This is a genomic window from Shewanella sp. BJSY2023SW007 (assembly GCF_047314525.1).
GTDB lineage: Bacteria > Pseudomonadota > Gammaproteobacteria > Enterobacterales > Shewanellaceae > Shewanella > Shewanella chilikensis.
In genome coordinates this window covers 1-13,043 of record NZ_JBKORL010000001.1, presented here as the reverse complement: position 1 = coordinate 13,043, position 13,043 = coordinate 1, and the positions used below count along the sequence as shown (strand labels likewise).

Here is a 13,043-nt window from a genome sequence, read left to right as displayed (position 1 = left end):
CTTACCCCTTCGAACAAAAGCCCGCATCGCGGGCTTTTTTGCGTCTGCGTTTCAGTCCATGGAAAACAGTGCAGGGGCGCGCTGTTGCATGAACTCGATAAAGAGTTTTACCTTGAGTGGTTGCTGGCTGCGTTGATGATAGAGCAGGGAGATACGGCGTTTTTCTCCTTTCCACTCCGGCAGCAATACCTGTAGCCGGCCATCTTTCAACTCCTGTTTGCAAAATAGCTCTGGGCCGTAAAGAATGCCGCCGTCATTCAAAGTTGCGCGGATGGCACCGTGGAGATCCGTCAGGGTCAGGTTGGCCGGGCCGTCATAATAGAAGGCGTCGCCATCGGGATGGCGCAGCGACCAGTTGAACAGAGGCCAGACCTTGATAACCTTGTGCTGGCTGAGCTGCTGCGGATGATTGAATACCGGCGCCTTTCGAAGATACCCGGGGGAAGCCACCAGGCGATAATCCAATACCCCGAGAGAGCAGGAGACCCAGGAGGAGTCCGGCTGGGTACCGCCGACTATGGCAACATCTATGCCTTTATCGATGAGATCCACCACCTCGTTACTTTGGGCAATATGCAGTTTGATATCCGGATAGCACTCGCAAAATTCGTTCAGTGTCTCGATGAATATCATAGAGATAATCGAGATGGGGGCGGCAATTCTCAAGGTGCCTTCGGGCTTGTCGGCGCAGGTGCCGCTGGCCAGGGCATCAAACTGGGCTATCAGTTGCTGATAGCGTTGGAACAACTCCAGTCCCTCTTCGGTCAACCTCAGTTTGCGGGTGGTGCGCATCAGCAGTTGTTTATCCAGCACAGATTCCAGCTTGGCTAGTTTGCGGCTGACGGTGGCCACCGGCATATTCAGTACTTTGGCGGCCTGGGAGAAACTACCGGCATTGACCAGATGTACAAACAAGTAGAGCAGTTGCAGTTCGGGAGCCTGATTGTCACTCATTGCTGTTCCTCAATGTGCCAAGGATATGTTTAAAACGCTTGTCTGCCGATGTCTACGACCATAGCGCAATGGCTGGCAGAAAACGGCTGTGGTAACTTGTCGGCAATCTCTGCCGAACTTAACTTAGCTGTACTGATAAGGGCAGGCAAGATACAGAATTCCCCGCCATTTTCGCAGATCCTCGGCGGGAGTACGACAGTCAAAGTCAGCAAAATGGAAGAAGTATGACTGGAATCATTACTCCGCTGATCTCTGTGTTTGGCATTATGCTCGCAGGTTCACTGGTACAGAAAAGCAAAATCCTGCCGGATGGTACGGACGCCGCCCTCAATCAATATGTTTACTACATAGCTTTTCCGGCCATTATGATGATAGTGCTGGCAAGAACCTCTTTCGAGGAGATCTTCCAGTGGCATTTCATCTTCGGTTTCAGCTTGGCAATGATGCTGACCTACCTTCTGGTGTTGCTGATTTCCGGCTGTTTCAGGGCCGGCCAGGGGGTAGGGGCAATTCGCGCTTTGAATGCCACCTTTGGCAATACCGCCTTTATTGGCATCCCCATGATGATGATAGTCTACCCGGGAAACCAGTTGGCGCTGGCCGCGGCGGCCATTGCCAGCCTGTTGTCTGTGGTGATGTTTGCCATCGCCCTGGTGTCGCTGGAGCTCGCTAGAGATACAGAAAATAAGGCCCATCCTTTGCTGATTATTGTTGAAGCGCTGGCGAAAAACCCGATTGTTATCGGCAGCGCCCTGGGCGTTGCCGTCTCGGCATCCGGTATGGCTCTGCCGGATGGGATAGAGATGATGATAAGCCAGATAGGCGCCACCTCCAGCCCCTGTGCCCTGTTTGCCATCGGCATGGTGTTGGCCAAGGCGACCCGGGTTCGCGGCGCCACCCGTGTACCTGGGCCTTGGCAGTTGGCCGAGCTTTTTGGTATCAACGCCTGCAAGCTACTGCTGCAACCTCTGCTGGCTTATCTGTTATTGAAAGCCATGGGGATCAGCGGCACCAATCTGCAGATGGGCGTTATCCTTGCGGCCCTGCCTACGGCAGCGAGTGTATACTTACTGGCGCAGCGTTATGACACCAAGGCCGGGGTCAGTGCTCAGGGGATACTACTGGGCACGCTGATCACCTTTGTCAGTTTGCCTTTGATAGCGGCATGGGCTGTTTAGGGAAGAACACAGGGAATAATTAATCGACAGATATTTACTGTATAAAAAATCAGTATATACTGTTTATCAATACAGTGTTTTGGGAATTCATTATGCTTTGCCAACTCAGCATCAATAACTTTGCCATAGTGCGTTTTCTGGAGCTGGACTTCCGTCCGGGAATGACCAGCATTACCGGCGAGACCGGGGCGGGTAAATCCATTGCCATCGATGCCCTGGGGCTTTGTCTCGGCAACCGGGCCGATGCCGCCAGTGTGCGTCCCGGTGCCAGCAAGACAGAAGTCAGTGCCCGTTTCTCTCTGGCTGATGTCCCTCTGGCCAAGCGTTGGCTGGAAGATAATGACCTCGAACTCGAAGATGAATGTATTCTCAGGCGCACCATTGGCAGTGATGGCCGCTCCCGCGCTTATATCAATGGTAATCCTGTGCCGCTGACTCAGCTCAAGGCATTGGGGCCCTTGCTGGTGGGGATCCACGGCCAGCATGCCCATCACGCCATGCTCAAGACAGAGCAGCAACTTTTCCTGCTGGACAGTTATGCCAATCATAAGCTGTTGCTCGATGGTGTCAGCAGTGCCTATCAGCGTTATCGCCAAATCGAGCAGGAACTGCGGCAACTGGTGCTGTCGCAGCAGGAGAGAATTGCCCGCAAGCAGTTGCTCAGTTATCAGGTGGAAGAACTCAACGACTTTGCCCTCGGGGAGCATGAATTTGCCGAGATAGAGCAGGAGCACAAGCGCCTGGCCAACAGCACGGCGCTGATCGAGTCCTGTCAGTTGGCCCTGATGCTGCTCAGTGAGGGCGAAGAGGCCAACATAGAGTCATTGCTGAACCGGGCCGTGCATATCAGTGCCGAGCTGGAGGGTGTCGATTCTGAGCTGGCCAATGTCGGCAGCATGCTCAACGATGCCCTGATCCAGGTGCAGGAAAGCAGTAGCGAACTGCAGCGCTATCTGGACAAACTCGAGTTGGACCCTGAACACTTTGCCATGCTGGAGGCGCGACTTTCCAAGGCGATGCAATTGGCGCGCAAGCATCAGGTGATGCCCTCAGAGTTGTATCAACACCATCAGCAGTTGTTGGCCGAACTGGGTAGCCTCGACTCAGATGAGCAGAAGCTCGAAGAGATAGAGCAGCAATTGGAAGCCAGCAAACAGAATTATCTGACCCAGGCGCAAAAACTCAGTCAGAGTCGCAGCCGCTACGCCAAAGAGTTGGACAAGTTGGTCACGGCTTCCATCCATGAACTCAATATGCCCAAGGGCAAGTTCAGCATAGCGGTGGAGTTTAGTCCTGAGCAGATGTCGGTCAATGGCAGTGACAGGGTGGAGTTTCTGGTGACCACCAACCCGGGACAACCCCTGCAGAGCCTGGCCAAGGTGGCCTCGGGGGGCGAGCTTTCCCGTATCGGCCTGGGTATTCAGGTGATAACTGCCCGTAAGGTAGCTACCCCGACACTGATTTTTGACGAGGTGGATGTGGGGATTTCCGGGCCAACGGCGGCCGTGGTGGGCCGCATGTTGCGCACCTTGGGAGAATCGACCCAGGTATTGTGTGTGACTCATCTGCCGCAGGTGGCAGGTAACGGCCATCAGCACATGTTTGTTGCCAAACATGCCAAGGGCAGTGGTACTGAAACCTCTATGGTGGCGCTGGATAAAGAGCAGCGGGTACAGGAGTTGGCCAGGTTGCTTGGTGGCGATACCATTACCAGCAATACTCTGGCCAATGCCCGAGAGTTGCTGAGCAGTTAAAAGCGACGTTTTGCAAGTTTTGAGATAAAACAGCCACAACCAATATTATCCGCGGGATTTTTGAGTCGCGATGGCGACTCAAAAACTATGGTCCGCTGAAAATCGGCCCGGTCAATGTCGGCCTATTGAGAGTCACAATAGGCCTCAGAGACTTAATTTCTTACAAGATCATCTCTGGCACATGTTCGGGGACGATAAGCTTGCCGGCGGTTTTGGCAACTATCTCCTCGACACTCACACCTGGTGCCCGCTCCAGCAGGTGGAAGGCGCCATCCTTGATTTCGATAAAGGCCAGGTCTGTCAGTACTCGCTTGATGCAGCCGTAACCCGTGAGCGGCAACTCGCATTTGCTCAGCAGTTTGGAATTGCCGTGTTTGTCGGCGTGCATCATGGTGACTATGATATTGTCGGCGCCGGCCACCAAGTCCATGGCGCCGCCCATGCCTTTAACCAGCTTTCCGGGGATCATCCATGAGGCGATAGAGCCTTCGACATCCACCTCGAACGCGCCCAGCACAGTGAGATCCACATGCCCGCCACGGATCATGGCGAAGCTCTCGGCGCTGGAGAAGAAAGACGCGCCCTTGACGGCGGTAACGGTTTGCTTGCCGGCGTTGATCAGATCCGGATCTATAGTGTCTTCGGTGGGGAATTCACCCATCCCCAAGAGGCCGTTTTCCGATTGCAGCATCACCTGCATGCCCTCGGGGATATAGTTGGCCACCAGAGTGGGGATACCTATCCCCAAGTTGACGTAGTAACCGTTTTTGAGTTCCTTGGCGACGCGTTGGGCCAGTTGTTCTCTTGAAAGTGCCATTTTGCTCTCCTGCCCTTATGCCTGTTTGACTGTGCGCTGTTCGATACGCTTCTCGAACACACCCTTGATGACGCGATCCACATAGATGCCCGGGGTGTGGATATGATCCGGGTCCAGCTCACCCGGCTCGACTATCTCTTCCACTTCCACCACAGTTATCTTGCCGGCGGTGGCCATCATGGGGTTGAAGTTGGCGGCTGTTTTGCGAAATACCAGGTTACCCATGGTATCGGCCTTCCAGGCGCGGATCAGCGCGAAGTCGGCGGTCAGTGCCTCTTCCAGCACATAGTGGCGGCCATTGATTTCGCGGGTCTCTTTGCCATCGGCCACAGGGGTGCCGTAGCCGGTGGCGGTAAAGAAGGCGGGGATCCCGGCGCCGCCGGCGCGGATCTTCTCCGCCAGAGTGCCTTGCGGGGTGAGGATTACATTGAGCTCGCCGCTGAGCATCTGCCGCTCAAAGGTGGCGTTTTCACCCACATAGGAGGCGATCATTGTGCTTATCTGCTTATGTCGCAGCAGCAGCCCCAGTCCGAAGTCGTCCACCCCGGCGTTATTGGAGATGGCGGTCAGGCCGCTGACACCCAGCTTGACCATTTGATTGATAAGACCTTCGGGAATGCCGCAAAGGCCAAAACCGCCCACCATGACTGTCATATCATTGGTGAGACCTGCGAGCGCTTCGTCGTAGCTGCCGACGAGTTTATTGAGTCCTGCCATAGTGATGTCCTTGCTGTTTATTATCTGTCGTTATACTGCTTATCTGTTGTGCCACCTGGAGGCCTTAAACTCCCAGGGCTCTGGCTACTTTTGAACCGGTTTGCCGGCCAAGCTGCTGGCTTATCTGCCGTCCGGCCCGGGCCAGTTTGTTGAGATCTATGCCTGTGTCTATACCCATACCATGCAGCATGTAGACAAGATCTTCACTGGCCAGATTACCGGATGCGCCTTTGGCATAGGGGCAGCCACCGAGTCCGGCGACCGAGGTATCTATTACACTGACGCCGGTTTCCAGGCAGGCGAGAATGTTGGCCAGCGCCTGACCGTAGGTATCATGGAAGTGTAGCGCCAAGCGCTCTATCGGTACGCGCTCGGCCACGGTTTCCAGCATTTTGCGGGCCTTGAGCGGTGTACCTACGCCTATGGTGTCGCCGAGGGATATCTCATAGCAGCCCAATTGATGCAGAATGTCGGCGACCCGAGCCACTTCTGCCGGGGCGATTTCACCATCATAGGGGCAACCCAGTACGCAGGAAACATAGCCGCGAACCCGAATGCCTTGCTCCTTGGCCCGGCTCAGCAGGGGCTCGAAGCGGGCGATGGACTCTTCGATGGAGCAGTTGATGTTCTTCTGGCTGAAGCCTTCGGAGGCGGCGGCAAATACCGCCACTTCATCGGCGTCGGCATCCAGCGCCAACTCCAGGCCCTTGAGATTGGGAGTCAGGGCGCTGTAGCAGACGCCGGCGCGGCGTGAAATGCCGCGTAGCACCTCGCCCGAGTCTGCCATTTGCGGTACCCACTTGGGCGACACAAAGCTGGCGGCTTCGATGCGCTTCACCCCGGCATCGGCCAGCGCTTCAATCAGGGCTATCTTGGCTTGAGTGCTGACCGAGGTTTCATTTTGCAGGCCGTCTCTTGGGCCCACTTCAAACAGGCTTACCTTGGGAGGCAGCATTTTTAAGCCTCCTTGAGTTGTTCGCTGAGCTCCAGCAACTGGGCGCCATCGCTGACCAGTTCGCCGGGCTGGAAGAAAAACTCACTCACAGTGCCATCGAAAGGCGCGGCTATGGTGTATTCCATCTTCATCGCTTCCATCACCATCAGCCCTTGGCCGGCCTTAACGCTGTCGCCCACAGCCACCAGATGGGTGACTATGGTGCCGTTCATCGGCGCCTTGAGTAGATCGGCGTGGTTGGCCTGCTCCTCTTCCAGCTCATTCTGAATGGCGCGGAAATGGCAGGCGCTAAGCTCGCCGGAGCGGCCAAGCAGGGTAAAGTCCATGCCCTGGCGGCTGATTCGCTGGCTGCTGATATGCCCATCGACCACACAGCGAAGCGTGTCACCACCGGCCTCATCTGTGCTCAGCTCGCCTTCGATAACCAGGGTTTGACCATCCAGTGTCAGTTGCCAGCTATCGGCCTTGGCCAGCTCAGTCAGCTGCAGGTGATGAATATGGTGTTCATCGTCCATCAGGGCAATATCGTGGCGCTTGGCGCTGTTGAGTCTAAAGCCACTGGCGCTGCCCCAGGGCGAGGAAGGGTCCTGACTGTTTGCCTGTTTGGCCCGGGAGTCGCGTTTGCGCCACAGCATTTCATACAGGGCGGCTTTGGCCAGCAGCGGCAAGGGCAGGGCGCTGTCTTTCGCTTGAGGCAGCAGCTGTGCTTGATAGCGCTCAATAAAATCTGTGCTGAAGTCGGCGCTGGCAAAGGCCGGGTGAGCGGCGATTTTACCTAGGAAACCGATATTGTGTTTCAGGCCGGTGAGCTGGAAGTCATCCAGAGCCCTCTGCAGGCGCTGCAGCGCTCTTGGGCGTGATTCATCCCAGACAATCAGCTTGGCTATCATGGGGTCGTAGAAGTTGGAGATTTCATCGCCTTCACGGACACCCGAGTCGATACGCACATGGCGCGATGGCTTGGGCTCGCGCAGGAAGTTGAGCTTGCCGCTGGCAGGCAGGAAGTCGTTATCCGGATCTTCGGCATAAATTCGCACTTCAAAGGCATGGCCCTTAATGGCAACTTGCTCCTGAGTCAGGGGCAGAGGCTCTCCGGCGGCGACCAGCAGCTGCCAGTGCACCAGATCTGTCTCTGTCACCAGCTCGGTAACAGGATGCTCTACCTGCAAACGGGTATTCATCTCCATAAAGAAGAAGCTGCCGTCTTCCTCTGTGGCATGGGTGTCCAGCAGAAACTCGACCGTGCCTGCACCCACATAGTCGATGGCGCGGGCGGCGGCCACGGCGGCTTCACCCATGCGGCGGCGCAGGGCGTCGCTGAGGCCGGGGGCCGGCGCTTCCTCCACCACTTTCTGGTGGCGGCGCTGAATCGAGCAGTCCCTGTCTGACAGATAAATGGCATTGCCCTGGGTGTCGGCAAATACCTGCACCTCCACATGGCGCGGCTGCTCCAGGTAACGCTCCATCAACAGCTTGTCATTGCCAAAACTGGAGGCGGCTTCACGGCGGGCCGAGTCGATGGCCGACTTGACTTCCGTCAGGCTGCGGACAATCCGCATTCCCTTGCCGCCGCCACCGAAGGCGGCCTTGATCAGCAGCGGGAAACCGATTTTTTCGGCTTCACTGAGCAGCACTTCATCGCTCTGGTCATCACCGTGATAGCCGGGCACCAGCGGCACTCCGGCGCGGCCCATGATGAGTTTGGCGGCGCTCTTGCTGCCCATGGCTTCTATGGAGTCGGCCTTGGGGCCGATAAAGGCGATATTGGCCCGTTCACAGGCGGCGGCAAAACCGGCGTTTTCCGACAGAAAACCATAACCCGGGTGGATCGCCTCGGCGCCACAGGTCTTGGCGATATCGATAATGGCATCGCCCCTGAGGTAGGAGTCGGCCGGCGCCGAGCCCCCCAGATAAAAGGCTTCATCGGCCATAGCCACGTGGGCGGCATGGCGATCGGCATCCGAGAACAGTGCGACAGTGCGCACTCCCAATGACCTGGCGGTACGTATGATGCGACAGGCAATTTCGCCGCGGTTGGCAATCAGAATCTTGTTGAACATCTTACATCCTTCCTTAGTCACGGCGCTGTGGCGGGTTTGAGCTATTGCCTGGATTGCATCTGGAGTTGTTGGCCGGGTTGTTACTTGTGCCTTGCCAGTTCGGTGGGCGTTTTTCGAAAAAGGCGTTCAGCCCTTCCTGGCCTTCAGCAGACACCCGGATCCGGGCGATGGCCTCGCCGGTGAGCGCCAGCGTCTGTTCATCTATCAGTCCGTGGCGGATATCGCTTATCAGCTGTTTGCACCAGTTGAGCGCCTGCGGACTGTTGCCCAGCAGCGACTCGATAAGGGGCGCTGCGGCGGCCTCGAGATCGTCTGCTACCTGATGCACCAGTTGCAAAGTCTTGGCGGCTTCGGCATCGAAACGCTCTGCGGTCAACATATAGCGTCTCGCCTGACGCTCGCCCATGGCGCGGCGCACATAGGGGCTGATAACCGCCGGGATCAGGCCAAGCTTCACCTCTGACAGGCAAAAGCTGGCCTTGGGCGTCGCAATGGCGATATCGCAGCAACACACCAGCCCAAGCGCTCCGCCAAAGGCCGCGCCCTGCACCAGGGCCAACGACGGTTTGGGGAATTGATCCAGAGTGGCCATCAACCGAGCCAGCTCGGCGGCGTCTTTGAGGTTGTCATCAAAGTCCATCGCCGCCTGTTTGCGCATCCAGTTCAGGTCGGCGCCGGCGCTGAAATGTTTGCCGTTGGCTTTCAGCAGCAGCACCCGGCAGGCGGGATCCCGGGCCAGGGACTCCAGCGCATCAATGAGCTCGGCAATCATCACTTCATCGAAGGCGTTGGCCAGCTGCGGGCGATTCATCACCAGGGATGAAACGCCGCGGGAGTCGGTGGTTAATGTCAGATATTGATAATCCATACCGGCCTCCATTACATGCGGAACACGCCGAAACGTGTGTCCTCTATGGGCGCATTCAGCGCCGCCGACAATGCCAGGCCAACCACATCCCGGGTCTGGGCCGGGTCGATAATGCCGTCGTCCCACAAACGGGCGCTGGCATGGTAGGGGTGCCCCTCTTTATCGTATTGGGCTATCACCGGAGCCTTGAAGGCGGCTTCTTCCTCGGCGCTCATGGTCTGCCCCTTGCGGGCCAGGCCGTCTTTACGCACTGTGGCCAGCACTCCGGCGGCTTGTTCGCCCCCCATCACTGAGATGCGGGCGTTGGGCCACATCCACATCATGGTGGGTTCAAAGGCGCGGCCGCACATGCCGTAGTTACCGGCGCCGTAGGAACCGCCGATGATCACGGTAAACTTGGGCACAGTGGCGCAGGATACAGCGGTCACCATTTTGGCGCCGTGTTTGGCTATGCCTTCATGCTCATATTTCTTGCCGACCATAAAGCCGGTGATGTTTTGCAAAAACAGCAGCGGGATCTTGCGCTGGCAGCAAAGCTCGATGAAGTGCGCGCCTTTTTGCGCCGACTCGGAAAACAGAATGCCGTTGTTGGCCACTATGCCTACCGGGTAGCCATGAATACGGGCAAAACCGCACACCAGAGTGGCACCGTAACCGGCCTTGAACTCGTCGAAGTCCGAGTCATCGACGATGCGGGCAATCACTTCTTTGACATCGAAGGGCTTTTTCAAGTCGGTGCCGACTATGCCGTAGAGCTCATGAATATCGTACTTGGGTGGCTTTACCTGGCTCAGAGTCTGGGCAATCTGTTTTTGGTGATTGAGGCGGGAGACGGCATTGCGGGCCAACTCCAGCGCGTGGTCGTCATTTTGCGCCAGATGATCGGCCACACCGCTTATCTTGGTGTGTACCTCGGCGCCGCCGAGCTCTTCGGCACTGACCTCTTCACCTGTGGCGGCTTTCACCAGCGGCGGGCCGGCCAAAAAGATGGTGCCCTGTTCACGGACAATAATCGATTCATCGGCCATCGCCGGCACATAGGCGCCACCTGCGGTACACAGGCCCATGACCACGGCGATTTGCGGGATCCCTTTGGAGGACATGCGGGCCTGATTGAAGAAGATACGGCCGAAGTGATCCCTGTCCGGAAATACTTCATCCTGGCGCGGCAGGTTGGCACCGCCCGAGTCCACCAGATAGATGCAGGGCAGGTGACAGCGCTCGGCTATTTCCTGAGCCCGCAGGTGTTTTTTCACCGTCAACGGGTAGTAAGTGCCGCCTTTGACCGTGGCGTCGTTGGCGATAATCATGCACTCGACTCCGCTGACCCGGCCGATCCCGGCTATGATGCCGGCGGCGGGCACTTCTTCGTCATAGACTTCGAAGGCGGCAAACTGGCTCAGTTCCAGAAATGGCGAGCCGGGATCCAGAAGTTTCTCTACCCGGGTGCGCGGCGCCAGTTTACCGCGGGACAGATGGCGTTCCATGGCCACAGGGCCACCGCCTTCGACTATCTTGTTGAGCTTTTGTTGGACATCGGCCACCAGGTGGGACATGGCGGCTTGTTTTTCCCTGAATTCATCGCTGCGGGCGTTGATTCTACTGCTGATTTGAGGCACGGCTTGTCATCCTTTTCGACTGAATGGGGGAGCGTGAAGGGCCGCTGGAACGGCCCCGACATTCGCCATTACTTGGTTTCGTTGAACAGCTCGCGGCCAATGAGCATGCGGCGGATTTCCGAAGTGCCGGCGCCGATTTCGTAGAGCTTGGCATCGCGCAGCAGACGGCCGGTGGCGTATTCATTGATATAGCCGTTGCCGCCCAGCAACTGAATGGCGTCCAGTGCCATCTTGGTGGCGAGCTCGGCGCTGTAAAGAATGGCACCGGCGGCATCTTTACGTGTGGTTTCGCCGCGATCGCAGGACTTGGCGACGTTATAGATATAGGATTTGGCGGCATTCATGCCTGTGTACATGTCGGCCAGTTTGCCCTGTACCAGTTGGAATTCGCCGATGGATTTGCCGAACTGCACCCGCTCGTGCATATAGGGCATCACTATGTCCATGCAGGCGGTCATTATCCCAAGAGGGCCGCCGCTGAGTACCACCCGCTCGTAATCCAGGCCACTCATCAGTACCTTCACCCCCTGGTTGAGGCCGCCGAGAATATTTTCTTCCGGGACTTCGCAGTCTTCGAATACCAGTTCACAGGTGTTGGAGCCGCGCATTCCCAGCTTGTCGAGCTTTTGCGCCTGAGAGAAGCCTTTGAAGCCGCGCTCGACGATAAAGGCAGTAATCCCGTGCGGGCCCTTGTCCAAGTCGGTTTTGGCGTAAATCACATAGGTGTGGGCATCCGGGCCATTGGTGATCCACATTTTATTGCCGTTGAGAATGTAACGGTCGCCTTCCTTGCGGGCGTGTAGCTTCATGGAAACCACGTCCGAACCTGCGTTGGGTTCACTCATCGCCAGTGCGCCTATATGCTCGCCGCTGACCAGCTTGGGCAGGTATTTTACCTTCTGGGCCTGATTGCCGTTGCGGTTGATCTGGTTGACGCACAGGTTGGAGTGGGCGCCGTAGGACAAACCTATAGACGCCGACGCGCGGGAGATCTCTTCCATGGCCACTACGTGCGCCAGATACCCCATGTTGGCACCGCCGAACTCTTCTGGGACTGTTATCCCAAGCAGCCCCATGTCGCCGAACTGAGGCCAAAGCTCGTTGGGGAAGGCGTTGTCCTGATCCACCTTGGCGGCAATGGGGGCGATTTCATTGGCGGCGAAACCGTTGACTGCATCCCGCAGCATATCGATTTCTTCACCGAGTCCAAAGTTGAGGCTTGAGTAGAGAGAGTTCATTGGCTTGATGTCCTGTAAGTTAATATTTTTTATTTATTATTATGGTGTTTGGTCAATGGCTCAGGCTTTTTCCTGCTCCATGTCATCCAGCGCCTGACGGCACTGAAGTTCGGCAGAATTGAGTTCCATCAACACCACCTTGATATCGTCCATCTGTTGTTGCAGTGAAGTTTTCTTCTCTTCGATCAGGGCCAACATGGTATTGAGCTGAGCATGGCTGCTCTTGTCGGCATCGTAGAGTTCAAACAGTCGGCGGGTTTCCGCTAGGGAAAAGCCCAGACGCTTGCCGCGCAGAATAAGTTTCAGTCTGACTCTGTCCTTGAGACTGTAGATACGGGTCTGGCCACGGCGCCTGGGTTTGAGCAGCCCCTGATCTTCATAGAAGCGGATGCTGCGGGTGGTGATATCAAATTCCTTTGATAGATCACTGATGGAGTAAGTGGTTTGTGGATTGTGGTTTGCGCTCATCGATAACACCATAAAATTGAACCTGTTTGGCAAGATATATGAAGTTTACGTAAAGGTAAAGTTTGTTGTGTGTTTTTGCGACTGTGTGGGTGTCCACCGCCGCTGCCATCAGCCTTTGCCCGTATTGAAACACTTGCTTCATTAACCTGCTAATTTGTCTTTCCAATATGGGTAATGGTGCATGGCACCCTTCACTATGCATGTTTGCATTCCAATGGTTGTGATCGCCGGAGCGGATGAGCAGCAAAATACCCGCAAGTCAAAAGGCGCAGTTCGAGCGCAATGTAGATCAGATAAGGATCGGTTGACCGATCCTTCTAATGAGAGACAATCGGAAACCTGTTTGTAGGTTTCCGATTTTTTATGTCTATTCAAAACTGCTTTGCCGACTTTCTTGAAGAGAGTCCTGTTGATG

At 56.2% G+C, this 13,043-nt stretch carries 11 protein-coding genes; 2 read left to right on the top strand and 9 right to left on the bottom strand.

Features of this window, described 5'->3' with window-relative positions:
* Positions 1-51: 51 nt before the first annotated feature.
* Positions 52-954: a LysR family transcriptional regulator gene (locus ACMHXE_RS00055; RefSeq protein ID WP_039033736.1), complete on the bottom strand. Its 903-nt coding sequence runs from the start codon at positions 952-954 to the stop codon at positions 52-54.
* Between the two features lie 224 nt (positions 955-1,178).
* Between ACMHXE_RS00055 and ACMHXE_RS00050 the strand changes: the two genes are divergently transcribed.
* Both ACMHXE_RS00050 and recN read left to right on the top strand, forming a co-directional pair.
* Positions 1,179-2,132, top strand: a complete 954-nt coding sequence (locus ACMHXE_RS00050; RefSeq protein ID WP_413731075.1) for an AEC family transporter — start codon at positions 1,179-1,181, stop codon at positions 2,130-2,132.
* Positions 2,133-2,224: 92 nt separating this feature from the next.
* Positions 2,225-3,886 carry a DNA repair protein RecN gene (recN, locus tag ACMHXE_RS00045; protein ID WP_413731074.1) on the top strand — a complete coding sequence of 554 codons (1,662 nt, stop codon included), beginning with the start codon at positions 2,225-2,227 and terminating at the stop codon, positions 3,884-3,886.
* Between the two features lie 160 nt (positions 3,887-4,046).
* Here recN and ACMHXE_RS00040 read toward each other — a convergent pair whose 3' ends face one another.
* The 8 genes from ACMHXE_RS00040 to ACMHXE_RS00005 all read right to left on the bottom strand — a co-directional run bounded on the left by ACMHXE_RS00040 (position 4,047) and on the right by ACMHXE_RS00005 (position 12,628).
* A complete protein-coding gene (locus ACMHXE_RS00040) occupies positions 4,047-4,703 on the bottom strand; it encodes a 3-oxoacid CoA-transferase subunit B (RefSeq protein WP_335916993.1) in 657 nt (218 codons plus the stop codon).
* 15 nt (positions 4,704-4,718) lie between these two features.
* Positions 4,719-5,420 carry a CoA transferase subunit A gene (locus ACMHXE_RS00035; RefSeq protein WP_109248443.1) on the bottom strand — a complete coding sequence of 234 codons (702 nt, stop codon included), beginning with the start codon at positions 5,418-5,420 and terminating at the stop codon, positions 4,719-4,721.
* A gap of 64 nt (positions 5,421-5,484) precedes the next feature.
* Positions 5,485-6,375, bottom strand: coding sequence for a hydroxymethylglutaryl-CoA lyase (locus ACMHXE_RS00030; RefSeq protein WP_335921410.1), 891 nt, complete (start codon positions 6,373-6,375; stop codon positions 5,485-5,487).
* A gap of 2 nt (positions 6,376-6,377) precedes the next feature.
* Positions 6,378-8,435 (bottom strand): biotin carboxylase N-terminal domain-containing protein, encoded by a 2,058-nt coding sequence (locus tag ACMHXE_RS00025; protein ID WP_413731073.1) that lies wholly within the window; start codon positions 8,433-8,435, stop codon positions 6,378-6,380.
* A gap of 13 nt (positions 8,436-8,448) precedes the next feature.
* Positions 8,449-9,303, bottom strand: a complete 855-nt coding sequence (locus tag ACMHXE_RS00020) for an enoyl-CoA hydratase-related protein (RefSeq protein WP_240904973.1) — start codon at positions 9,301-9,303, stop codon at positions 8,449-8,451.
* 11 nt (positions 9,304-9,314) lie between these two features.
* The gene (locus ACMHXE_RS00015) at positions 9,315-10,922 is read right to left on the bottom strand and encodes a carboxyl transferase domain-containing protein (protein ID WP_025009397.1); all 1,608 of its coding nucleotides are present in this window, start codon (positions 10,920-10,922) and stop codon (positions 9,315-9,317) included.
* 68 nt (positions 10,923-10,990) lie between these two features.
* Positions 10,991-12,160, bottom strand: a complete 1,170-nt coding sequence (locus ACMHXE_RS00010) for an isovaleryl-CoA dehydrogenase (protein WP_413731072.1) — start codon at positions 12,158-12,160, stop codon at positions 10,991-10,993.
* A gap of 60 nt (positions 12,161-12,220) precedes the next feature.
* On the bottom strand, positions 12,221-12,628 hold the full coding sequence (locus ACMHXE_RS00005; RefSeq protein WP_025009395.1) for a MerR family transcriptional regulator: 408 nt from the start codon (positions 12,626-12,628) through the stop codon (positions 12,221-12,223).
* Positions 12,629-13,043: the final 415 nt, after the last annotated feature.